The organism is Legionella wadsworthii DSM 21896 = ATCC 33877 (assembly GCF_000701265.1).
GTDB classification, from domain to species: domain Bacteria; phylum Pseudomonadota; class Gammaproteobacteria; order Legionellales; family Legionellaceae; genus Legionella; species Legionella wadsworthii.
Genome location: NZ_KL370759.1, coordinates 630,968 through 654,825, shown reverse-complemented (window position 1 = coordinate 654,825; position 23,858 = coordinate 630,968). Strand labels below are relative to the sequence as shown.

Below are 23,858 nucleotides of genomic sequence, written 5' to 3'. Positions count from 1 at the left end.
GTACGAATTTTAGGATACCCAACCACTCTGTCCTTCGATTTCCAATGCGCTATTTCCTATCCTCGACTTCCCGCGGCTTGTCCGCGGGATCTATAGCTCTCCCAACCCTGGACCCCGCGAACAAGTCGCGGGAAGTAGGGAGAAGTATTCTTTGTCAAGTCGCAAGACATAAGGAGAGATATTCTGTGTCAAGTCGCGGCATAGGAAGATATGTCTGCTGTAGCTGTCATACGTATCATTAGATACCACAATCTTGATCTCTACAAATGCTTTAAACCACAGCCAATAATACCGCAGTGAGATAATTTCCTTCCGGAAATGCCGCTAATGTAGGATGACAACTTGCTGGACCATACACACCCAGAATACGAGCTTTTTTTCCAACTGTACTTGCTTGGGTGCTCACCAGAGAGCAAAATTCTTGGGTAGATAGGGCTGAAGAACAATTACAAGTCATCAATAATGAACCTTCTTTCATATATTTGAATATCTCTCGGTGTAAAAATCGATAATAATTCTTGGCCCTTTCCATATGTTGCTTAGAAGGTACTAATTTGGGAGGATCCAGCACAATGACATCATAATCCCCTGCTTTGTTTAAATAATCTCTTGCATCAGCCTCTATGAAGTCAATTTGTGAAAGGTTATTTAATGCAGCATTCTTTTTAGCTTGAGCAATCGCTTGAGCCGAGCTGTCTACTGCGGTTACACTGACTGCTCCTGCCTTAGCTGCATGTAATGCAAATCCCCCGCTATAACAATAAAGATCGAGTACTTTCTTACCCTTCGATAACTGAGCGATCCGTTGATGGTTTTCTCTTTGATCAAGGAACAAACCTGTCTTTTGTGCCTGGACAAATTCGACCTCATAAACAATTCCCGCTTCACGGATTTGCGTATTAACCTGTTTTTGTTCCAATGAATTTTGTAGCCACCCGTCTTGGCTCAGTGGTTTACTTTGTGGCATCCAGATAATTTGATCTTCTGGAAATAAATTTTCTAAAGCATGAATGATGATGTCCCGATTTAATTCAACCCAGTAAGCTGAGCTTGCAACGACGCATATTTGATTAAATCTATCAATGGTTAAACCTGAGAGTCCATCCGCTTCACTATTAAACAATCGATAGGCCGTTGTTTGCTCATTGGGTAAATTTAAACATTCCCTAATTGTCGATGCTTGTTTTAACCGGTGCTCTATTAAAGAATTTAAATCAGTGATATCAATGGATTCATTAGCAAGAGCCAAGACTCTCACACGGTAAAGAGAATGTTCATTATAAACACCAACTCCAATGAGTTCCTCGCTTGCATTAAAAATATCAACTAAATGGCCTGTAACTAATTTACCCTGTGTTTTTGCAATAGCCTTAGGGAATATCCATGGATGACCACGTAACACAGTATTTTGTTTTGCTGCAACCAAAATGACTTTTGCATTCATTTTCTATTTCCCAAAGAACAAAAATGGGCTAATCTACACAAAGAACGTTAGGCCTGCAAGTGTTCATAATTTATAAAACTCTAAGACAACAGTTCTCGCTTTATAGCTGGTAAAAAATTAGGTAAGAGACAGTACTGAAATGAGAACATGCTTTAACTCCTTTTGATACTATATTTATTTAGTAAGGCATTCTGGTAAAAAATATGGAAAATACACAAAAATTCTCTTATGGCCTCACTCTAGGTGCTTTAGGTGTAGTTTTTGGGGACATAGGGACAAGTCCATTATATGCTTTGAAAGTAACGCTAAGTGGTATCGCAATTACACAATCCCATATCCTCGGCGTGCTATCACTTATTTTCTGGTGTCTGATCATTGTCATTTCATTTAAATATTTAAGCCTGGTTTTGCGCGCTGATAATGATGGAGAAGGAGGGATTCTCGCTCTTCTAGCTTTAATGAAATATAAAAGCACTCGATATACCCCTATATTTTACATTCTTGCAATTTTTGGTGCGGGATTACTTCTAGGCGATGGAATGCTCACGCCAGCAATATCTGTGATCAGTGCTGTAGAAGGTCTTAGTACCTTTTCAAGTGAATTAACTCCTTATATTTTGCCCATTACAGTAGTCATACTCATTCTTCTCTTCATGTTACAGTCAAGGGGCACTGGAAGTATTGGCATTTTATTTGGTCCTATAATACTTATCTGGTTCCTTACTATCGCAATTTTGGGCCTCATACAGATAATAAATGCTCCAATTGTACTTGCAGCAGTAAATCCCTATTATGCTTTCGATTTAATACGTGATACAGGATTAAAGGGTTATTTACTATTAGGTGGCATTTTCCTTGTGGTTACCGGTGGTGAAGCCCTTTATGCCGATATTGGGCATTTTGGAAAAAATCCGATTCGCGTCAGCTGGTTTGTCGTTGTTTTTCCATGTTTATTACTTAATTATTTTGGCCAGGGCGCGAACTTACTTTTAAATCCTAACGCAATCAGCAACCCTTTTTATATGATTGCACCTCAATGGTTTTATATTCCATTGATTATCCTCGCGACCATAGCGACCATCATTGCTTCTCAAGCAGTGATCTCTGCCACTTTTTCCTTAACAAAACAAGCCGTGTTACTCAGCTTATGTCCAAGAATACCCATTGTTCAAACTTCCAAGGAATTTTCAGGACAAATTTATGTCCCACAAATTAATTTCATTTTGCTAATGGGCACTTTAATATTTTGTTTTACTTTTCAGACTTCAGATAGATTGGCTCACGCCTATGGTATTGCTGTTAATACAGATATGCTTCTTATAGATGCAATGGTTGCTTACGCTGCAATATCAATTTGGAAGTGGCCAAAATATAGGGTTTTTTTAATATTTGGTTTATTTGTTGTGGTAGATACCTCATTTTTGGGCTCAAACTTACATAAATTTTTAACTGGAGGGTGGGTGCCGGTTATTTTTGCGCTTCTTATAGCAACCATTATGTATACATGGAAATTTGGTTTGGAATACTTGCGTGAAAATTATTATATGAATAAAGATGATATTTCCAAGATATTAAGGCAATTGGAATATAAAAGCTTAAACCAACTGACTGATTTAACCGCGGTGTTTATTACTGACGTTTATGATAAAAGCGGAGGAAGCTTTCTCCATTTTCTCAAACTCAGCCGCGCAGTTCCCGAGCGAGTATTGATTGTAAACTATGTGGTCGAAAATATTCCCTATATTCATTACAGCCAGCGTTATGAAATTACATGTTTACATGAGAAAGTATTCAATCTCACATTACATTATGGGTTCATGGAAACCATTTCTATTCCAAGAGCTTTAGAAAGAGCTTCTAACAAAAATCTTTTTCCTTTTAAATTAAATGTGGATCGTGCAACTTACATGGTGGAAATTCCGAATATTACCGCCTCAAAATCTAAAAAATCACTTTCTTTTTTTTGGCAAGAAAAATTATTCGCTTTCTTAATTCGCAATTATTCAGCGAATTTAAATATCGAATTTTATAAACTTCCCTACAATAGAACCATGGCTATTGGTACCTATTATATTATGTAATCTTAGGAGTTCTTTATGTGGTTTAATAATGCTTTAATTTATCAATATGAGTTAACTGAAGATTGTGATTTAACAGCTTCTTTAGCAGAAAATATTCTGAAACCCTGCCCTCCTCATGCTCGTTTTGTTTACGGTTGGCTTCCTGCTTTTGCAGACGAAATGGTTCAAGAAGTAGCTGGCAGTTCTTTGATTTGTATGGGCAAAGAGGAGCGTTTGCTTCCACGCGGCGTCATCAATAAAATGCTTGCCGAAAAAGTTCAAATGCTTGAGAACCAACATGGTCGCATCATTAAACGTGCAGAAAAAGCCCAAATGGCAGAAGACATTGAGTTTGAACTATTACCGAAATCCTTTTGTATTCAAAAAAGAATGCTTGCCATACTGGATAGTGCAAGCAAAAGAATCATAATCAATTCTTCAAGCGCCAATCAGGCAACACAACTCACTTCCCTTTTACGTAAATCAGTTCCTGGCATCACCATTGAGCCTTTAACTCATACAGAAAATCTGGCATTAAGATTTGCAGAATGGATTCACTCCCCTGGCGTTCTTCCCAACACTTTTCAATTAGCTTCCGATTGCCTGCTTTTTTCTCTTGATGATGAAAAAAAACGAGTACATTGTAAGGGATATGAATTACCTGCAGACGAGGTTCTCACTTTGTTATCCCAAGGAATGGGCACTGCAGAAATTTCCTTGATTTGGAAAGAAAGAATTCAATTTACTCTGACACACGATTTTACATTTAAAAAACTAAAAAGCCTCGAATATCTTCTTGATGATTTTAATGATATTAAACAACTCGATGAGGAATACCAACAACGTGATGCGGCTCTCACTTTGTTAGCGGGAGAATTACGTGGGTTGACTCAGGATCTTTTAGCCGCACTTAAAGAAAAGGAAACTTTGCCCACTTTAGAACAAGTTGAATGACAATAGAAATCCAAGAACATTAGGGTTACTAGCGCATCCAGAGGCTAGTAACTCAAACTTTCCAAACTAACCCTGAATAATTAAACGGATAAACGTTCCATTTTAACCGTATGGTATGTTGCTTTATATACTGTGAGCGCTTCTTCAGCTGCTTTGTTAAACCCTAATGCACGATTTGCTTCATACATAACCACCAAAGCTTGTTTAACACTTGGGGCTTGAGGATAATTTTTTACTACATAGCTGGCTCTATTAATCGCTGCAACATACATTTGACGCTTGAAGTAGAAGGTCGCAACATTTAATTCATGCTGAGCAAACATGTTACGCAAATAAATCATGCGCTGTAATGCATTCGCCTTATATTTACTTTCAGGGAATTTTTGAATCAAAATACCAAAGTCTGAGTAGGCTTGCGTTTGCGTACCTGGATCTCTCCATGATTCATCCATAGGTAAAAATTTCGCAAAAACTCCTCTACTTTGTTGAAAATTTGCCATGCCACGCATGTAATAAGCATAATCGACATCTTTTGCTCTAGGATACAGATGAATAAATCGCTCTGCAGTAGCAGCTGCGGAGGGATAATCTTCGTTTTTGTAATAAGCATAGATTAATTCCTTTTGTGAATGCTCCGAAAAATCACTAAAAGGATACATCGTTTCAATGGCTTCTAAATGCTTTATTGCAGTTGCATATTCTTTTTTACGTAAATCTTTCTGAGCCTCAGTATATAGTTGTTCGGCAGTCATTCCTTTATATGGATTATTATCTTCATCTTCCTTACCCCACCAAGTCTTGCACGCAGATAGAGATACAATCAGAGCAACCAGCAACAACATTTGAATTCGTTTCATAAACTACACCTATTTAGAAATACGTCTGTTGTATTTGGGACAACAGTCACAAAATTTGGGAACATTATACCTAGGACGATGTAATTTGCGAACATTCTTATGCTATTTTTGAAAAGTGAAAAATAGATATACAACTAGAAAAAAGTAATTCAGGATTGCATCGAATTTTTTAAAAAAAATAATTGCAAATCTATAGGTGTTAGGATAGTATTCTCGCCTGGAGAGATGGCAGAGTGGTCGATTGCGGCGGTCTTGAAAACCGTTGAAGGGCAACCTTCCCAGGGTTCGAATCCCTGTCTCTCCGCCAAAAAATTCATCCTTTAATTAATATTTCAAATAAGAAATCATCAAGTAAGAATCGCAACTTATAAATCCTAATAATTTATTGAAATTCCATTTATAATCGCTGTAGTTTGATGCTCCTTACTATAGGCTAACCATGAATCACTATAAGTGAAAAGGATATTTTTATTACGATAGTAATTTGAGGATGAGTAAAAGAAAGTCTCTTTTACTCATAAGGGAGGAGCTGATGGTAGATATTGAGTGGATTCTGTGCCCAGAAGTTCATTGGGATAGAACTCTTGGGTTGACCTTCTTTGTGAGAGTCTGCAATCAAAGAACAAATCACCTACAGTGACTGTAGTTAAATCCCCTTTGCGTAAGTGTCTAAGTAGAGTCAATAATTCATTGATTTCTTCATTTTCTTTTTTAAAAAAACGGGAAAAAAAAGAAGGAATTGGCTTTTCACTTCCTATTGATCTTGCCATTTCAGCACGCAAAGCAATCATCGCACATCTTACTGCAATGGGATCAATGTTTCTCTGCTCCAAAAGGGCTTCTTCTGAGGTAGTTAATCGAAAACGTTCCGGATCAGAGGGATCCATTGCATCTTGGTTCAGAGATTGATTCACACCATCATAAAGAAGACTCATTGCAAAGCATCCAATGCCTGCTCCAATGACGGTAAGCAAAATTGTACCAACAATCACAATACCTACAGGATTTAATCCTGCAGCTACAGCAAGAAAAATTAATGGTGCTGCACCAAAAGTAAGCGTTAAAAGTGTTGAACCAGCTCCGAAAGCAACTGAAGTAGCGAGTATTAATGCAGCTTTCAGCCATCCTTCATCATAGTAAAAACGTTCAATACCATTAGCAACTTCATGAAGCATATAGCATAAGGCGATTAAAGCTAAAATAATGGCAATTAATGCTAAAGCAATTATGACCAATAAAGCCATTAATTTTATCGAATCATCATTTGAAGAGGAACTATGTCCATGATGATGAGAGGGCCAACAGCAACTCTCTCCAATAGGCATATGCCCATGAGGGTGTCTTGTTAGAGAACAGAGGATCATCCAGTTGATTAAGTTTGGATCATTGTAATTATAATAATTATATTCATTAACTACATAAATCACATTGGGGTTATACTGAGGCATAGGAGGATCAAATGTCTGCCTCTGTTGTAAATCCAATTCTCGATATTTAGGTAAGGAATTAAAAATTGTATGAAAAGCAATATAAGCTTTGGTTTTCTCGTCACGATCCAATGAATAGAATGGAGACAAACTCAGGGGAGACTCTAAAGCATATTGGATAGCCCCATACATTTCATCATACAGCGCATCTATGTTTAGAGCGTCAGCACGCCTTTTATAATGTTCGAGTACGAGACCATACAAAAGCTTTAATTTTTTATCAGTAAGTCTCGTACTAGAATTTGACATAGGAATACCCTAATAAAATGAGTTATGAAACAAAATGGTCCACTCAATCGTTTTTTATTAGAATTTTACTTGAGTTTATTTTGTCAAAAAGTTAGTGCCTTTCAATTTGCGCACGGTTCATTAAACTTTTTACGTATAAATCATAATCCATCATGCCATAACTTGCTTCTATTTGTTGAATCAAGCTATCTTGCTGCTCTCTATCCAATGTGCTTAGCTTTCCATCATGAATTTGCTTCAATCGAACGACAACATAATCACCATTGGATAAAACGAGCCCTTCCCGATTCTCTGGCCGCAATAAATTAAATGCCAGATCGTTAATTTGGTTGTCCACCTTATCATTATCGCGAGTTGATCCATTTACAGATTTCCAGGATAAATGGTTCGATTGAATTAATTCTTGCTGCTCTTTATCCTCAACTGGATTCAGTAAATTTTTGCCGATTTTTTTAGCTTTTTCTTCTGCAATTTTTTTAACTAGAATTTTATTAATGTCATCTTGAACCACATTTAAAGGTTGCTCTGTTTCATTCCAGTGCTGATCTACTCTTAATACAACGACAGAATCATTATCTATTTGTATCGGCTCACTATTGTTATTTAAATCCAATACATCATGACTAAATGCAGCGTTAATAACTTGTTTGTTTTTGGTTATATTATCTGTTCCACCTGATCTTGAGAATGGTTTGGTTTTTTCGATTGTTACATTCAACGCATCAGCGACAGGCTGAAGCGAATCGGGTGACTGATAACTTAAATCGGAGAGCTGTTCTAGAGCTTGTGTATACTTATTCTGAGCCGCTTCAGCAATTAATTGTTCTTTAATTTCTGATTGCACTTCAGAAAAAGGTTTTGTTGAAACAGGTTTATAAGCAATTAATTTAAAGATTTCGTATCCATGCTCCGTTTTTTCAGGAGGAGAAATTTGGCCTGGTTGAGTTAAATTAGATAAAATATTGTTGAAGGTATTCTGCCCAGCTGTTATCCAAGGTAACACACCCTTATCCGCAATCGAAAGTTTGTCATCAGACATCGTTGAAACAAGTTGATCAAACTGTGCTGGATTTTTTTGCAATAACTGATATGCATCATTCGCTTTTTTCTGAATTTTTTCTATATCAGAAGGACTGGCTTTCTCTGGAACAGCAAATAAAATGTGTGCTACTTGCCAGCTTGCGGGTATCAAATAGTTACTCTGATTTTCATCATAATAGCGCTTTATATCCTCTTCAGAAACTTTAATTTTATTTTTTAGATCATGCATGGATAATAAGACATAATTTAAACTGACTTTTTCTGGAGCCATAAAGTCTTTTTTATGATTTTTATAATAGTTTGCAATATCTTCAGAAGAAACATGCGCATCTTTTTCAAAAGTTTTTACAGGGATAGTAAGGTAATCGTAATCTCTGCTTTGCATATATAAGCTCACGAAGCGATCTATTTCATCAGGTAAAGCAAAAGAACTCCCCATAAAAGCAAAGCGTTGTTGATTTAACAGCATTCCTTGTTTTACTTCATTTTGAAAGCTGGATTGCGTAAATAAAGCAGCATTTAATGCTTGTTGATATTTTTGCGCAGAGAAATGTCCATCTTCCTGAAATTGAGGGATACTCAAAATCGCTGCATTAGCTTGGTTTACACTAACATCAAAGCCATTTTTGCGGGCAGATTGCACTAGAACTTCATTAGTAATCATTTGATCAAGAACTTGATTTTGCAGTTTCTTTTCTTCAGCTGCAGTCATTTGTGCAAGATCTTGCATGGAGCGGGCACGTCTGTAATTGTTTTCAAATGATTGTATGGATAAAGGTTGTCCATTAACGACTACCTTGGAATTGGTTGTTTGGCGGGATTGGAGATAATAATCCACACCAAAAAGGGTAAACGTAATACCAATTAAGATCACTACCAACCAAGCTACAACACCCTGTATACGTTCATTTAACTTTTGTAACATGTCCCGAGATCCATTATTTAATTAAAGCTTTATTAGAATTTAGCTGGAGCCGATTATAGCTCAAACTGAAAAAAAACCAAACACAAACTACTGCTCACATATTCAACAACAAAAAATATTTCCAATCATTTAACCAACGCATGAAGTGAATAGGTATATTTATCTTTCTCATAGCTTCACCCATTTCTCTCCCGAAAGGTAAGTTGAGAGTTGAAAAGCAATATCATTCTGGAGTACAAACATTCCAGATAAAAAAAACGCGCCTTTCGGCGCGTTAATCTGGCGGAGTGGACGGGGCTCGAACCCGCGACCCCCGGCGTGACAGGCCGGTATTCTGACCAACTGAACTACCACTCCATTTCTTGGTGGGTGCTGTAGGGATCGAACCTACGACCCTCGCCTTGTAAGGGCGATGCTCTCCCAGCTGAGCTAAGCACCCTGAAAACTTAAGCTTCTTGCACCGCTTCTTTCAGGTTTTTACCCGCTTTAAACTTGGCTACTCGTGACGCTTTAATTTGAATAATTTTACCAGTTTGTGGATTTCTACCTGTACGAGCTGAACGATTGCCTGTAGAGAAAGAACCAAAACCAGGTATTACTACTTGATCACCACTTCTTAAAGCATCAGTAATAGTACTAGTAAAAGTTTCGAGAACTCTGCTTGCGTCAGCTTTTGTTAAACCCGAACCACTTGCTATAGCATCAACTAATTCGCTCTTATTCATTGCTTCCCCTATACTGTTAATCTTCCATACTTCAAAGTCAATCTAATCAAATTCATTAAATTAAATTAACCGGTCAAGTAGTTACTTCCTTGCAGTGCCCGCTAGTGGCGGGCTACGAAACGAAATATACATCTAATTAATGGGTATGTAAATCATTATTTTTAATTTTTTTTGATCTTTTACCCACTAAGGTCTCAGATTGTACATTTGTTGGCTGATCTATCCAAGGACTGCGTTGTAAAGCCAGTTCCAAGACCTGTTCAATGGACTTAACAGGATGTATTGTTAGCTTACGTAAAACGTTATCTGGGATTTCTTCCAGGTCTTTTACATTCTCTTCAGGAATAATGACATGCTTAATTCCACCTCGGTGAGCTGCTAATAATTTTTCTTTGAGACCGCCAATAGGTAATACCTGCCCTCTCAAAGTTATTTCCCCAGTCATCGCAACATCAGCTTTTACAGGTATCTGCGTTACTACAGAAACCAGCACCGTACACATACCAATACCTGCACTTGGTCCATCTTTAGGTGTTGCCCCCTCGGGAACGTGAACGTGGAAATCGTTTTTATCATAAAAATCATCAGGCAAACCAAGTTTTTTAGCGCGACTGCGTACTACAGTCATTGCCGCGTGGATGGATTCTTGCATTACCTCCCCTAATTGACCTGTATGAGTTACTTTGCCTTTTCCTGGCATCATGGAAGCTTCAATGGTCAACAGTTCTCCTCCAACACTTGTCCAGGCAAGGCCTGTCACTTGTCCCACCTGGTCAAACTCTTCAGCTAAACCATATCTGAATTTTTTAACACCTAAATATTTCTCAATGTTGCTGATAGATACATTCATCTTTTTAACTTTTTTATTGGATAAAATTTCTTTGACGACTTTCCTACAAACGCTGGCAATATCCCGTTCAAGGTTACGAACCCCTGCTTCACGAGTGTAGTGTCGAATAATATCCCGAATAGCCCCTTCGCTAATATGTATTTCCTGGGTACTCAATCCATTCAAAACCACTTGCTTGGGAACTAGATATCTTTCAGCAATACTTACCTTTTCATCTTCTGTGTATCCTGCAAGGCGAATCACTTCCATCCTATCTAATAATGGTGCAGGAATTTCCAATGAGTTTGCTGTTGCAATAAACATAACATCACTTAAATCGTAATCGACTTCGAGATAATGATCGTTAAAGGTATGGTTTTGCTCTGGATCCAAAACCTCAAGTAAGGCTGCAGCTGGGTCTCCGCGGAAATCCATGGCCATTTTATCTACTTCGTCCAGCATAATGAGCGGGTTTTTTACTCCAGCTTTGCATAATTTTTGTATAATTTTTCCTGGCATGGATCCTATATAGGTTCTTCTATGCCCTCGAATCTCTGCTTCATCCCTAACGCCGCCTAATGCAATACGAATAAATGTACGGCCTGTAGCATTCGCAATAGATTGACCTAGAGAAGTTTTACCAACCCCAGGAGGGCCCACGAGGCATAATATAGGCCCCTTGAGACGTTTTACCCGTTGCTGTACCGCCAGATATTCAATAATACGTTCTTTAACTCGCTCTAACCCATAATGTTCTTTATCTAATAGTTTTTCCGCTTTGAGCAAATCAAATTGAATTTTAGTTCTTTTTTTCCAGGGTACTGAAAGCATCCAGTCGAGATAGTTGCGTATCACTGTCGCTTCAGCAGACATAGGTGACATCATTTTTAATTTATGAAGTTCAGCAAGTGATTTTTCTTTTGCTTCTTTAGGCATTCCAGCTTTATTTATGGAATTTTCCAGCTGTTCTATTTCATTTCCTTCCTCACCCAATTCCCCCAATTCTTTTTGAATGGCCTTCATTTGTTCATTGAGATAATATTCCCTCTGGCTTTTTTCCATTTGCCGCTTAACTCGCCCTCTTACCCGTTTTTCTACATGCAATAAATCAATTTCATTTTCTATGGCAGACATCAAACGTTCTAGACGCGTACCTACATCCTTAGTTTCCAGCAGTTCTTGTTTGTCATCCACCTTTAGCATAAGATGTGCAGCAATTGTATCTGCCAAACGGCCGGGTTCTTCTATACCTGCTAAAGGAGATAAAACCTCGGGGGGAATTTTTTTGTTGAGTTTGATGTATTGTTCAAACTGAGACATCAATGAACGCATCAAAATGCCAATATCTGGTTCTTGTACTGCGGAATTTTCATCTTCAAGCAATTCCAGGTCAGCTTCCAAATAACCTTTAGCTTGGTTATATTCTATCGCTTTAGCCCGTTTTTCCCCCTCTACCAGGACCTTTACAGTCCCATCAGGTAATTTCAACAACTGCAGAACACTGGATAATGTGCCTACATGGAAAATATCAGAAGCACCAGGATCATCATTGGATGATTTTTTTTGTGCTACTAAAAAGATTTGTTTACTATCAACCATCGCCGCTTCTAAGGCTTTAATTGATTTCCCTCTACCAACAAAAAGAGGAATAACCATATGAGGGTAGACCACTACGTCTCTTAATGGCAATACAGGTATACTAGACAGATTTCCTGTCTCATTTGAAGTCTCTTTAATTTCAGTGGACATAATGAACCCTTATTCAAACAGAAAAACTTTATTTAATATTCACGCGACTACTAATAATAATTTAAAAGGAAGGGAGAGTTATTGCAAGGAATCAAAGTGTTATAATTTAAGAAGGTTTCCATTAAGACTCTCTCTTCCATACATGGTACAGAAGAGAGGACGAGTAAAAATGCTACTCCTGGCCACCTGCTACACTCTTTATCTCTTCCTGTTCATAAATAAGGATAGGCTTAGATGAACTATTCACAGCACTCTCATCAATCACCACCTTAATTACTCCTTCAAGAGAAGGTAATTCATACATGGTGTCTAAAAGAATATTTTCAAGTATGGCACGCAATCCTCGTGCCCCCATTTTTCTTTCAAGAGCCTTTTTCGCAATAGCCGTTAATGCTTCATCTCTAAACTCAAGTTCCACTTCTTCCATTTTAAATAGAGACTGAAATTGTTTGGTTAGAGCATTCTTAGGATTAGTTAAAATATCAATAAGCGCTGACTCATCGAGTTCCTGCAATGTGGCTACCACAGGTAAACGGCCAACAAATTCAGGAATTAACCCGTATTTAATTAGATCGTCAGATTCTAGTTGATTTAAAACCTTAGAGATTTCATCATTGTTTTCTTTTTTATTCTTAAGTTGAGCAGAGAATCCAATACCTGATTTATCACTTCTTTCTCTAATCACTTTTTCCAATCCCGCAAAAGCGCCACCACAAATAAATAAAATATTTGAAGTATCGACTTGCAGGAACTCTTGTTGTGGATGCTTACGACCTCCTTGTGGCGGCACGGAAGCAATGGTTCCTTCAATAAGCTTTAATAGCGCTTGTTGTACCCCTTCACCCGAAACATCGCGTGTAATTGATGGGTTATCGGATTTTCTTGAAATTTTATCGATTTCATCAATATAGACGATACCATGCTGTGCTTTGTCTACATCATAATCACATTTTTGTAAAAGCTTCTGAATTATGTTCTCTACATCCTCACCTACATAACCCGCTTCTGTTAGCGTCGTAGCATCAGCCATGGCGAATGGGACATTAAGAATACGTGCTAATGTTTGTGCTAAAAGGGTTTTACCGCTTCCCGTTGGACCGATAAGTAAAATATTACTTTTACCGAGTTCAACTCCATCTTCACTTTTGTGTTGCAATCGCTTGTAATGATTATACACAGCTACGGATAAGACTTTTTTTGCATGGGATTGCCCGATCACATATTCATCTAAGAAATTGGAAATTTCTTTTGGTGATGGCAAACGAACTTCAGTCTCTTCGTGTGATTCATGTGTTTCTTCCCGAATTATATCGTTACATAACTCAACACATTCATCACAGACAAATACAGAAGGGCCAGCAATTAATTTTTTTACTTCATGTTGGCTCTTCCCGCAAAAAGAACAATACAAAACTTTATCGCCACTTCCGTTACCGGATTTACTCATAACCAAACCCCTTCTTACAACGATTACCGTTAAATAGATAATATATGTAAAATATTAGTCAATCAGAAAAAGATATGCCACTGTGTTCATTGTAACTATTTTTTAAAAATAAAGCGAAATACGAAGAAGTATAATGAATCAATGAAAATGGCCCCAAATCGTATTGGCTTGAGTAGAACCAATCAGATATTATTCCAATATTTAGTTGGCATAAATTTCCGATTCACTATACCCAAGCATAAATACATTATAGTTCAGTCTTCAAAATTAAAGTAAATAATTAATCTACTTTGCTTACTGACTCTCGATCATAAAGCACTTTATCAACTAAGCCATATTCAACAGCTTGTGTGGCACTCATAAAATTATCACGCTCTGTATCGCGCATAATTTGATCAGGTGTTTTTTTAGTATGCGTTGCCATAATTGTATTTAATCTTTCTCTTACAGCTAAAGTTTCGCGAGCGTGAATTTCAATGTCAGTTGCTTGCCCACGATATCCACCTAATGGTTGATGAATCATGACTCGTGAGTTTGGCAAGCAAAATCTCTTACCCTCTGCACCAGCACATAGCAATAAGGCAGCAGCACTTGCTGCTTGCCCAATACATAAAGTACTAACATCAGGTTTAATAAACTGAATTGTATCGTAAATTGCTAAACCAGCTGTAACGACACCTCCAGGTGAATTAATATAAAGAGAAATATCTTTTTCAGGATTTTCAGACTCAAGAAACAACAATTGAGCAACTACTAAATTTGCCATATGATCTTCTACTTCACCCAAAAGAAAGATTATTCGTTCCTTCAATAATCTTGAGTAAATATCATACGAACGCTCACCACGTGAGGTTTGCTCAATTACCATGGGTACTAGCCCGCTGGCATTGCGAATTATGTTCTCTGAATAGCCCGACATATAATTACTCTCCTTTTTTCTCTGTCGCTTCACTCGCTTCAGTCGTTTGTTTAGGATTCATTACCGAATCATAATCTTGATTTTTGTATTTAACTTTAGCATCTTCAGCGATTTTGTCTGCAACCATTTCTTCCATGACAAGAGCCTCAATTTCAGCCATATGCTCTTTGCTATTTTGATACCAAGCACGAAGTTCATCTGGATTTTCGTAAGCATTAGCAAATCGCTCTATGACGGCGTTCACTTTATCTTTGTCCGCTACGATTTGATGTTTTTTCACATACTCTGAGAAAAGCAGACCAAGATGAACGCGACGTTTTGCTTGCTCTTCGAAAAGTTCACGAGGGAAATCAGGAATCTTTTCATTCTCATGATGTTCATGTCCAAAAAGTCTATGATACATATCATGTTTCAAATGTTCTATTTCTTTGTCTATCAAAGCGTTTGGTAAGTCTACAACGTTGACTTCCATTAATTTATCAAAAAGTTTTTCTCTATTCATCATGCTGACACGACGCTCTAATTCACGCGTCATATTGTCTTTAATGTCTTTTTTCAGTGCCTCAATACCGCCTTCTTTAATATTAAACTTCTCAGCAAAAGCTTCATCAAGTTCAGGAAGTTTTCCTTCCATAATATTTTGAATTGTAATTTTGAAAACGGATTCTTTTCCTGCCAATTCTTTGTGACCATAGTCTTCAGGGAAAGTCACGTTGATATCAAATGACTTGTCTTTTTTGTGACCTATAATTCCATCCTCAAATCCAGGAATCATTGATCCGGAACCAATAACTAATTCATGGCCTTTCGCGCTACCGCCCTCAAACGGCTTATCTTCGAGAAAACCTTCAAAATCAATAACCACTTTGTCGCCTTTTTTGACTGCGCGAGAGACATCATGCCATTCTTTATTCTGCTCACGGAGTTTATCCAGCATGTTTTCTACATCTTTATCAGTAACTTCAGAGCGTGCCAACTCTACTGCGGCTTGATTTAATTCAGCAATTTCAAACACTGGCATGATCTCAAATACTGCTGAATATTTAAAGTCTTTACCTTTTTCAAGTTGTTCTGGTTCTACGCTAGGGTATCCAGCAGGAGTTAATTCATTTTTTTGTAATGCTTCATATAAAGTTGATTGTACCATGTCACGGGCTACTTCTTCGCGGACACTTTCAGAGTAACGATTGACCACAACATGCATAGGTACTTTACCAGGACGAAAACCATCTATTTTAACTTTGCGAGCAAGATTCTTGAGACGTAAACTCACTTCTTCCTCAACTTGCTCTGAAGGTACAGAAACTGTTACCTTACGTTCCAAACCTTTTAGGGTCTCAACAGAAACTTGCATTAATTTCACCTCTTGGAATTTATCAATGATATTGGTGCGAAAGGAGAGACTCGAACTCTCACGGGTTGCCCCGCTGGAACCTAAATCCAGTGCGTCTACCAATTCCGCCACTTTCGCAAATCAGGTTGGATTATCAATCAGTAATTCAGTCTTGTAAAGGGACTCAGATAAAATCTTTAGCGTAAACCATTTGTACTTGTCAAATGGGGTGAACGATGGGACTCGAACCCACGACAACCGGGATCACAACCCGGGGCTCTACCAACTGAGCTACGCTCACCATAAAAACCTTTTTTACCAGAAGTTCTTATGAACAAGATCTGGGCTGGCACGCCCGGCAGGATTCGAACCTGCTACCCTCGGCTTAGAAGGCCGATGCTCTATCCAGATGAGCTACGGGCGCATCTTGGTCGGGGTGGAGGGATTCGAACCCCCGACATCCTGCTCCCAAAGCAGGCGCGCTACCAGACTGCGCTACACCCCGTAAAACCCGTCCCAAGGACAGAGCGCAGATAATACTAGGTGCTTTCACCAAGGTCAATATATTAAATCATTTAATTTATAATAATTTTTAATCCAGCAAACAAGATTTTATTTAACTTAACCAAATAGGTATTTTTTCATACTTTTAGCTGGGACCAAATACAATCCTCACATCGTCGCCTACTCGTATATTCATTGCTTTTCAGCTAGCATGTTTAATTAAAAAAATTTACAGGACAGTAAGTATATGACTTTTAAACTACTCCCTATTTTCGATAACCTTAATCATCTTCACAAAAACCACGAGCATGTGCAATTGCCTGATGTACGCTTTCAAAGTGATTTCAATTATGCGCTCAGTTTTCTTAAAAGTTACACTGGGAGCCAAGGAACATTTAACAGTTACCGCAGAGAAACTGAACGTTTGTTGCAATGGTCCTGGTTAATAAAAAAAATGACCATTAAAGAATTAAAAAGGGATGATATAGAACAATACATCCATTTTTGTCAAAACCCACCCAAAAATTGGATCAGTCTGAAAAAAGTCCCCCGCTTTATAGAAAAAGAGGGAAAACGTATCCCTAATGAAGAATGGAAACCCTTTGTAGTTACCTTGAGTAAATCGGCTTTAAAGAATGGACAGAAACCTAATATTGAGCAATTTACCCTTTCTCAAGGGGCGATACAGGAAATATTTGCTATTTTAAGTACCTTATTTAATTTTTTAATTGCAGAAGAATACTTAGTTTCAAATCCTGTTGCCCTCATTCGCCAAAAAAGCAAGTTCATTCGTAAAAGACAGCATAATGCGCCAATTCGCAGGCTTAGCTTATTACAATGGAGTGCTGTATTAGAAGCCGCCGAATCACTCGCAGAAGAATCGCCTATCAAACATGAACGTACACGTTTTATGTTGAGCATGCTGTTTGGCATGTATTTACGTATTTCTGAACTGGTTGCTCATGATCGCTGGATCCCGAGTATGAATGATTTTGCAAAAGACAGTCATGGACACTGGTGGTTTACTACCGTAGGTAAAGGAAATAAAGAAAGGCAAATCGCTGTAAGTGATGACATGTTAGACAGTTTAATGAGATGGAGATCCTTTCTAGGTTTATCTCCTCTTCCCTCTCCAGCGGATAATTCCCCGCTGATTCCCAGGATTCGAGGGAATGGCCCAATGAGCGATACTGCACCAGTACGCCGTATTATCCAACGCTGTTTTGATTTAGCTGGAGAACAACTGCGACAGAAAGGACATATAGAAGAGTCTGATAATTTAGCTGCAGCTACAGTACACTGGTTAAGACATACTGGAATTTCTGAGGATGTTAAAATACGCCCTCGGGAACATGTCCGAGATGATGCAGGCCACAGCTCTAGCGCAACAACTGATCGGTATATTGATATTGAGAAACAAGCGCGTTATCAATCGGCTAAGAAAAAAACAATAGAGCCCGAACCAAGTTAAACAGATTTGTGGTAGAATTAAGTCGTTGCAATCCTTTGGTCAGGCATGTGAAATCCTGGTATAAGCGTACCTGATAATTTCTTGGATGCCCTTCGACGGCACACAAGATAAAATATTTAATTTTTTCATAACAAGATCAATTTATAAGATTTATTATGCTCACTCTTCGTCAAATTACATTAAGCCGTGGAAATAAAGTTTTATTAAATAAGGTGAGTGTCACCCTCTACGAAAAACAAAAAATAGGTCTTATCGGTCATAATGGCTGCGGTAAATCTACATTATTCGACTTTCTACTCGGAAAATTAATTCCAGATACAGGGGACTTCCTAATTAATCCCCAGCTTTCGATTAGCCATCTGTCTCAACAATTACCTGAAAGTGAAGAAAAAGCCTTGGATTTTGTTCTAGGTGGCGATGAGAGCTATATGACGCTCCTTCAGCGACTGAATGAAGCGGAAGTAAAAGGAAATGACGCTGAAGTTTTAGCCTGTCATGAAGAATTAAGCCATACCGGAGGATACAGTAAGCCAGCACTGGCTGCGACCATAATGTCAGGGCTGGGTTTTGAAGGGAAACAGCAACAAGCTCCAGTAAATAGCTTCTCTGGAGGTTGGCGTATGCGGTTAAGCTTAGCGCGTTGTTTGATGAAACCGGCTGATTTGCTTTTATTGGATGAACCGACAAACCATTTGGATATGGAAGCTATTTTTTGGCTAGAGCGTTTTTTAAAGCAGAGTCCCAGCACCATTATTCTTATATCCCACGACCGCGAGTTTTTAGATGCATTTGTTACCCATATTCTTCATATTGAAAACCAAAATATAAGTATTTATAGCGGGAATTACAGTTGTTTTGAGAAAACCCATGCGCAGCAATTGGCTTTACAACAAGCCATGCATGAGAAACAGCAGGCAAAAATTTCACATATGATGTCTTTTGTAAATCGTTTTAAGGCTAAAGCCACTAAAGCGAAACAGGCGCAGGGTCGTCTTAAGGCCATAGAAAGAATGGAAATTATTGCTGCAGCACAAGCTGATTCGCCCTTTTCCTTTAGTTTTTTTCCTTGCCCTAGAGCAGGAAATCCATTAATTCAATGTAATATGGTGGATGCAGGTTATCTTTTTGAAAAACCAATTTTAAAACGGATTAATCTGTCTCTTAATCCTGGCGATCGAATAGCACTCTTAGGCCCAAATGGCGAAGGAAAATCCACGTTCATAAAAACTTTAACTGGCTCTTTGCCAACATTAAACGGTACGATTCATCGATCTGCTCATTTAAAAATTGGTTATTATGCCCAGCATCAGCTAGAACAGCTTGATTGTCATTTAAACCCTGTAGAAACTATACAAGCTTTATCACCAGAAACTCGCGAGCAAAGCATTCGTGATTTTTTAGGCGGCTTCAATTTTTGTGGTGACATGGCCGTTCAACCGATCGCACATTTTTCCGGTGGTGAAAAAGCACGCTTGGCTCTAGCAAAACTCGTATGGCTTAAACCAAACCTGCTTTTACTGGATGAGCCTACAAACCATTTGGACCTTGGAATGCGCTCTGCAATTGAGCTGGCATTGCAAAGCTATGAAGGTGCATTAATTTTGATATCTCACGATCGGCATATGCTCAAAACGAGCGCAGATAATTTTTATTTAGTTTGTCAGCAAAAAGTTCAGGCTTTTGATGGAGACTTGGATGATTATTATTCCTGGTTACAAACAAAAAATATTGTTAAAGAAAGTGCAGCCCCCTCTTCATCTGCACTGGATTATAAGGAAAAGAGAGCATTACAAAACCGCCTAAAAAAACTAGAACAGCTTATTGAGCAATATCAAAACGATATTTCAAAGCTGGACAAACAATTGGGTGATAGCAGTCTTTATGAGGACAATACAAAGCAAAACACCCTAAATCAACTTCTCCAACAACGAACAGCTTCACATTCTTCTTTACACCAAGCTGAAGAAGAGTGGTTGGAGATTAGTAGTACTTTAGAAGATTTAGTTTAGAACCATTTGATCAGTGTTTATTTGAACGTAAAAGATCGAGCATTTCTTTCGCAGCTAATTGTTCTGCTTTTCTGCGATTGGAACCCTGTCCAAAAGTTTTTTGCATCGATCCATCAACGGAACAGGTAATATAAAATATTTGGTTGTGTTCATCTCCCTCAACTTTGGTCAAAGCATACTCGGGAAGTGCAATTTTCTCCGCTTGCAAAAATTCTTGTAATTGGGTTTTTGCGTCTTTGAGACAATCATTTAAATGGGGATCTTCAAGTCTAGATTGATATAAGCCTAAAATTACCTTTTTAGCAGGCTCGAGACCACCATCAAGAAAAATGGCTGCAAAAACAGCTTCCATGGCATCAGAAAGTATTGAAGCACGACGAAACCCACCACTTTTAAGCTCCCCTTGTCCTAGAAAAAGGAAGTCACCGAGATCAATTTCTTTAGCCAGCTCAACTAACATTTCTCCACGAACCAAAAAAGAACGAAGGCGACTTAATTGTCCTTCACTTTGCATAGGAAACCTATGAAAAAGCTCATTGGCAATGACGAAACTTAAAATTGAATCACCAAGAAATTCGAAACGTTCATAGTTGTCACTACCTACACTACAATGGGTTAATGCTTGCTTGAGATAAGCAATACGATTGAATTGATAATTTAACCGCCTACATAACCTTTCTAAGTTAACTTTCACTGCCGACTACTACCTCTTCTGTATGCTCAAAATCAAATAATAAACTCATGTTGGATATTAAAGGTTTTGTCACCTGATAATGTAATTTTACTCTGTATTTATTGTTGCCCAAAGGTTCAATCATTAATTGATTGTCCTTTAAACTATCTACCCCATTTATAGACAATCGCTTGTCTATATTTCCTTTTAAGGCATTAACATCAGCCACAGGATCACCAGTTAAATTCGAAGGTGGCATCGAATTGAGGCCTTTTATCGATTTAAGTACAGAGTAATACTGTAAATACACTGGAATTACGCGCATCACAACTGTTGCTGCGAAAATTATCACAACTGCTGTGATTAACATCCCTATTAAAGTCATTCCTTTTTGTTTGTGCATTTATCCGTCCTTAATTAATCCCTAATCATCTATTGACTGTCGATAAGTTTAAATCTTATGGAATCAATTTTCCTATTTTAGACCATCGTACATTATCTGTCTTACCATTCCAGCTCATCCAAACCAAAAATGCCTTACCCCGTAAGTAAGATTCCGGCACAAAACCCCAAAATCTACTGTCAGCGCTATCGTCACGATTATCCCCCATCATGAAATAATTTCCTTCGGGTACTACAATATCAAAGTCAACGGCTGGAATATCTGTTCTAATGAAAATATTATGGATTGTACCATTTAAATTCTCTTGATATTTAGACACAGCTTTACCTGAACTTTCATCAATTGTGTATTCAAGAAAAGTTTGTTTTGCTTCTTTCCCATTAATAGTGAGTACTTTATTATGATAACTTACTTTATCTCCTGGAACACCGATAACTCTTTTAATGTAATCATATGAGGGATCGGGAGGCCAACGAAATACAGCAACATCTCCAGTTTTAGGATCCGAAATAGAAAGGATTTTATTTTCCCAAACCGGGAGTCTCAGCCCGTATATAAATTTGTTAACCGCCACAAAATCCCCTACAAGCAAGGTAGGTTCCAACGAACCAGAGGGAATTCGAAAAGGCTCAATAAGAAAAGAACGCAGGATCAAAACAATGAAAAACACAGGAAAAAAAGATCGCGAATATTCAATTATCCGATTTGGCTTTTGATCTGCAGTGCGTTTTTTTGCCCAAAAGAGCGCATCTAATAGATATATAAAACCACTGACAAGAGAAAGGACAACCAAAATTAAAGCGAAATTCATAAATTTATATCCTAATTAAACTTACATTCTTCAACAGCATCATCATGCTATTTCTTTTTATCTGTTTGGAAAACAGCCATAAAAGCTTCTTGTGGAATTTCCACATGCCCTACTTGCTTCATGCGTTTCTTACCCGCTTTTTGTTTTTCCAATAGCTTCCGTTTTCGGGTAATATCTCCGCCATAGCATTTAGCCGTAACATTTTTACGCAAGGCTTTTACTGTTTGCCGCGCGATAATATGGCTTCCCAATGCTGCCTGGATGGCAACATCAAACATTTGTCGTGGAATTAAATCTCGCATTTTTTCGGCAATCAATTTACCACGGCTATGGGATGATGCACGGTGCACAATTACGGAGAGGGCATCCACTCGTTCACTGTTGATTAAAATATCCATCTTCACTAAATCGGCTTCTTGAAAACGTAAAAAATTATAATCAAGGGAAGCATAACCACGGCTTATGGATTTTAATCGATCAAAAAAGTCAGAGACCACTTCGCTCATTGGAATATCATAGGTCACAGAAACTTGGCGGCCACTGTAGGTCATATTAACCTGAACTCCGCGCCGCTCGATACATAAACTAATCACCGAACCCAGATAATCCTGAGGCACTAATATGTTTGCCCTCACAATAGGCTCATACATTTCTTTTATTTGTGGCAGAGGAGGTAAATGAGAGGGATTATCAATGAGCAGCGTCTCACCTTTTTGAGTAAGAATTTGATAAACCACCGTAGGTGCTGTAGAAATCAAATCAAGATTATATTCTCTTTCTAAACGCTCTTGTACGATTTCCATATGCAGCATACCTAAAAAGCCACATCGAAAACCAAAGCCTAAGGCTTCTGAAGACTCTGGTTCGTAGAACAAGGAAGCATCATTAAGACTTAATTTGGCCAAAGCCTCACGAAATGCCTCGAAGTCATCAGCACTCACTGGAAATAAACCGGCATAAACCTGGGGCTTCACTCGTTGGAATCCAGGAAGCGGTTTATCTGCAGGATATTTTTCCAAAGTGAGTGTATCTCCTACTGGAGCACCTTGAATTTCTTTAATTCCTGCAACTAAATAACCTACTTCTCCGGCATTTAATGCATCGAGTTTCGTACGCTTCGGTGTAAATATCCCTACTTGATCGACTTCATAGGATCGACCTGTTGACATTACCCTCATCTTATCTCCCTTACGTATTGAGCCATTCACAATACGCACCAGGGATACAACACCAAGATAACTATCAAACCAGGAATCAATGATGAGCGCTTGCAATGGACCGTTGATGTCTCCTTCTGGAGGAGGGATATGATTTACTAAAGCCTCAAGTACATCTTCTACGCCTAAGCCGCTTTTGGCGCTGACTCGAATTGCATCATGGGCATCAAGCCCGATGATGTCCTCAATTTCCGAGATAACCCTATCGGGTTCGGCTTGTGGTAAATCTATTTTATTCAATACGGGTAAAACAGACAAAGATTGATCAATGGCCGTATAACAAACTGCAACCGTTTGTGCTTCGACACCTTGAGCCGCATCAACGACTAGAATAGCCCCTTCGCATGCTGCCAAAGAGCGAGAGACCTCATAGCTAAAATCTACATGGCCCGGTGTATCAATGAAATTTAATAAATAAGAATTGCCATCTTTTGCAGTATAATTTAACGACACACATTGTGCCTTAATGGTGATGCCTCGTTCTCTCTCTATATCCATAGAGTCAAGTACCTGGGCACTCATTTCGCGTTCCGTTAAACCGCCACAAACTTGAATAAATCGATCAGCCAAGGTTGATTTACCATGGTCAATATGGGCAATAATTGAAAAATTACGAATTCGCTTTAAATCACTCAACACATGTACCCTTATATGGAAATAGCGCATTCTAGCTTAAATATGCTTCGCCTTAAAGTATTTGCTAATACACAGCATTTTTAATAAAATTTAACATTTCCTGTTATCTTAAATT

Annotated in this window: 17 protein-coding genes and 7 tRNA genes; 5 read left to right on the top strand and 19 right to left on the bottom strand. The window is 38.2% G+C overall.

The window, feature by feature from the left end:
- Window positions 1-271 precede the first annotated feature (271 nt).
- The gene (locus BU07_RS0108980) at window positions 272-1,444 is read right to left on the bottom strand and encodes a class I SAM-dependent rRNA methyltransferase (protein WP_031565321.1); all 1,173 of its coding nucleotides are present in this window, start codon (window positions 1,442-1,444) and stop codon (window positions 272-274) included.
- Between the two features lie 203 nt (window positions 1,445-1,647).
- Between BU07_RS0108980 and BU07_RS0108975 the strand changes: the two genes are divergently transcribed.
- The gene (locus tag BU07_RS0108975) at window positions 1,648-3,525 is read left to right on the top strand and encodes a potassium transporter Kup (protein ID WP_031565320.1); all 1,878 of its coding nucleotides are present in this window, start codon (window positions 1,648-1,650) and stop codon (window positions 3,523-3,525) included.
- 15 nt (window positions 3,526-3,540) lie between these two features.
- Entirely contained in the window at window positions 3,541-4,458 is a 918-nt protein-coding gene (locus BU07_RS0108970) for a recombination-associated protein RdgC (protein WP_031565318.1), read from the top strand.
- A gap of 80 nt (window positions 4,459-4,538) precedes the next feature.
- Here the strand turns inward: BU07_RS0108970 and BU07_RS0108965 are convergent, their stop codons facing one another.
- Window positions 4,539-5,315 carry an outer membrane protein assembly factor BamD gene (locus BU07_RS0108965; protein ID WP_031565316.1) on the bottom strand — a complete coding sequence of 259 codons (777 nt, stop codon included), beginning with the start codon at window positions 5,313-5,315 and terminating at the stop codon, window positions 4,539-4,541.
- 219 nt (window positions 5,316-5,534) lie between these two features.
- Between BU07_RS0108965 and BU07_RS0108960 the strand changes: the two genes are divergently transcribed.
- Window positions 5,535-5,622 (top strand) — tRNA-Ser (locus BU07_RS0108960).
- Between the two features lie 208 nt (window positions 5,623-5,830).
- Here the strand turns inward: BU07_RS0108960 and BU07_RS0108955 are convergent.
- From BU07_RS0108955 to BU07_RS0108895, 13 genes are all read right to left on the bottom strand, one after another.
- Entirely contained in the window at window positions 5,831-7,051 is a 1,221-nt protein-coding gene (locus tag BU07_RS0108955; RefSeq protein ID WP_051635524.1) for a hypothetical protein, read from the bottom strand.
- A 91-nt stretch (window positions 7,052-7,142) separates the two neighbouring features.
- Window positions 7,143-9,017, bottom strand: a complete 1,875-nt coding sequence (locus BU07_RS0108950; RefSeq protein WP_031565312.1) for a SurA N-terminal domain-containing protein — start codon at window positions 9,015-9,017, stop codon at window positions 7,143-7,145.
- Between the two features lie 280 nt (window positions 9,018-9,297).
- Window positions 9,298-9,374, bottom strand: a tRNA-Asp gene (locus BU07_RS0108945).
- 6 nt (window positions 9,375-9,380) lie between these two features.
- Window positions 9,381-9,456, bottom strand: a tRNA-Val gene (locus BU07_RS0108940).
- A gap of 7 nt (window positions 9,457-9,463) precedes the next feature.
- The gene (locus BU07_RS0108935; protein WP_010653977.1) at window positions 9,464-9,742 is read right to left on the bottom strand and encodes an HU family DNA-binding protein; all 279 of its coding nucleotides are present in this window, start codon (window positions 9,740-9,742) and stop codon (window positions 9,464-9,466) included.
- A 136-nt stretch (window positions 9,743-9,878) separates the two neighbouring features.
- A complete protein-coding gene (lon, locus tag BU07_RS0108930) occupies window positions 9,879-12,320 on the bottom strand; it encodes an endopeptidase La (protein ID WP_031565310.1) in 2,442 nt (813 codons plus the stop codon).
- 172 nt (window positions 12,321-12,492) lie between these two features.
- A complete protein-coding gene (gene clpX / locus BU07_RS0108925) occupies window positions 12,493-13,767 on the bottom strand; it encodes an ATP-dependent Clp protease ATP-binding subunit ClpX (RefSeq protein ID WP_031565308.1) in 1,275 nt (424 codons plus the stop codon).
- A gap of 280 nt (window positions 13,768-14,047) precedes the next feature.
- Window positions 14,048-14,686: an ATP-dependent Clp endopeptidase proteolytic subunit ClpP gene (gene clpP, locus BU07_RS0108920; RefSeq protein ID WP_031565306.1), complete on the bottom strand. Its 639-nt coding sequence runs from the start codon at window positions 14,684-14,686 to the stop codon at window positions 14,048-14,050.
- A 4-nt stretch (window positions 14,687-14,690) separates the two neighbouring features.
- Complete coding sequence (gene tig / locus BU07_RS0108915) at window positions 14,691-16,040, bottom strand: trigger factor (RefSeq protein WP_031565304.1); 1,350 nt, start codon at window positions 16,038-16,040, stop codon at window positions 14,691-14,693.
- 32 nt (window positions 16,041-16,072) lie between these two features.
- Window positions 16,073-16,157: transfer RNA gene (locus tag BU07_RS0108910), tRNA-Leu, on the bottom strand.
- Window positions 16,158-16,244: 87 nt separating this feature from the next.
- Window positions 16,245-16,320, bottom strand: a tRNA-His gene (locus BU07_RS0108905).
- A 46-nt stretch (window positions 16,321-16,366) separates the two neighbouring features.
- A tRNA-Arg gene (locus BU07_RS0108900) sits at window positions 16,367-16,443 on the bottom strand.
- A 4-nt stretch (window positions 16,444-16,447) separates the two neighbouring features.
- Window positions 16,448-16,524: transfer RNA gene (locus BU07_RS0108895), tRNA-Pro, on the bottom strand.
- A 246-nt stretch (window positions 16,525-16,770) separates the two neighbouring features.
- Between BU07_RS0108895 and BU07_RS0108890 the strand changes: the two genes are divergently transcribed.
- Window positions 16,771-17,994 (top strand): tyrosine-type recombinase/integrase, encoded by a 1,224-nt coding sequence (locus tag BU07_RS0108890; RefSeq protein WP_031565302.1) that lies wholly within the window; start codon window positions 16,771-16,773, stop codon window positions 17,992-17,994.
- A 155-nt stretch (window positions 17,995-18,149) separates the two neighbouring features.
- Entirely contained in the window at window positions 18,150-20,003 is a 1,854-nt protein-coding gene (locus BU07_RS0108885; protein WP_031565300.1) for an ABC-F family ATP-binding cassette domain-containing protein, read from the top strand.
- A 10-nt stretch (window positions 20,004-20,013) separates the two neighbouring features.
- Here BU07_RS0108885 and rnc read toward each other — a convergent pair whose 3' ends face one another.
- From rnc to lepA, 4 genes are read right to left on the bottom strand one after another with little or no spacing between them, the layout of a single operon-like run.
- Window positions 20,014-20,697, bottom strand: coding sequence for a ribonuclease III (rnc, locus tag BU07_RS0108880; protein ID WP_031565298.1), 684 nt, complete (start codon window positions 20,695-20,697; stop codon window positions 20,014-20,016).
- Window positions 20,687-21,079 carry a DUF4845 domain-containing protein gene (locus tag BU07_RS0108875; RefSeq protein WP_031565297.1) on the bottom strand — a complete coding sequence of 131 codons (393 nt, stop codon included), beginning with the start codon at window positions 21,077-21,079 and terminating at the stop codon, window positions 20,687-20,689. The genes rnc and BU07_RS0108875 overlap by 11 nt, the downstream gene beginning before the upstream one ends.
- A gap of 55 nt (window positions 21,080-21,134) precedes the next feature.
- On the bottom strand, window positions 21,135-21,890 hold the full coding sequence (lepB, locus tag BU07_RS0108870; RefSeq protein ID WP_031565295.1) for a signal peptidase I: 756 nt from the start codon (window positions 21,888-21,890) through the stop codon (window positions 21,135-21,137).
- A 47-nt stretch (window positions 21,891-21,937) separates the two neighbouring features.
- The gene (lepA, locus tag BU07_RS0108865) at window positions 21,938-23,773 is read right to left on the bottom strand and encodes a translation elongation factor 4 (protein WP_051635523.1); all 1,836 of its coding nucleotides are present in this window, start codon (window positions 23,771-23,773) and stop codon (window positions 21,938-21,940) included.
- Window positions 23,774-23,858: the final 85 nt, after the last annotated feature.

Coding starts and splice junctions, on each gene's coding strand:
- tig (WP_031565304.1), bottom strand. CDS start 16,040: ATGCAAGTTTCTGTTGAGACCCTAAAAGGTTTGGAACGTAAGGTAACA.
- BU07_RS0108970 (WP_031565318.1), top strand. CDS start 3,541: ATGTGGTTTAATAATGCTTTAATTTATCAATATGAGTTAACTGAAGAT.
- clpX (WP_031565308.1), bottom strand. CDS start 13,767: ATGAGTAAATCCGGTAACGGAAGTGGCGATAAAGTTTTGTATTGTTCT.
- BU07_RS0108950 (WP_031565312.1), bottom strand. CDS start 9,017: ATGTTACAAAAGTTAAATGAACGTATACAGGGTGTTGTAGCTTGGTTG.
- lepA (WP_051635523.1), bottom strand. CDS start 23,773: ATGCGCTATTTCCATATAAGGGTACATGTGTTGAGTGATTTAAAGCGA.
- BU07_RS0108935 (WP_010653977.1), bottom strand. CDS start 9,742: ATGAATAAGAGCGAATTAGTTGATGCTATAGCAAGTGGTTCGGGTTTA.
- BU07_RS0108890 (WP_031565302.1), top strand. CDS start 16,771: ATGACTTTTAAACTACTCCCTATTTTCGATAACCTTAATCATCTTCAC.
- lon (WP_031565310.1), bottom strand. CDS start 12,320: ATGTCCACTGAAATTAAAGAGACTTCAAATGAGACAGGAAATCTGTCT.
- BU07_RS0108875 (WP_031565297.1), bottom strand. CDS start 21,079: ATGCACAAACAAAAAGGAATGACTTTAATAGGGATGTTAATCACAGCA.
- clpP (WP_031565306.1), bottom strand. CDS start 14,686: ATGTCGGGCTATTCAGAGAACATAATTCGCAATGCCAGCGGGCTAGTA.
- BU07_RS0108955 (WP_051635524.1), bottom strand. CDS start 7,051: ATGTCAAATTCTAGTACGAGACTTACTGATAAAAAATTAAAGCTTTTG.
- BU07_RS0108885 (WP_031565300.1), top strand. CDS start 18,150: ATGCTCACTCTTCGTCAAATTACATTAAGCCGTGGAAATAAAGTTTTA.
- BU07_RS0108975 (WP_031565320.1), top strand. CDS start 1,648: ATGGAAAATACACAAAAATTCTCTTATGGCCTCACTCTAGGTGCTTTA.
- BU07_RS0108965 (WP_031565316.1), bottom strand. CDS start 5,315: ATGAAACGAATTCAAATGTTGTTGCTGGTTGCTCTGATTGTATCTCTA.
- lepB (WP_031565295.1), bottom strand. CDS start 21,890: ATGAATTTCGCTTTAATTTTGGTTGTCCTTTCTCTTGTCAGTGGTTTT.
- BU07_RS0108980 (WP_031565321.1), bottom strand. CDS start 1,444: ATGAATGCAAAAGTCATTTTGGTTGCAGCAAAACAAAATACTGTGTTA.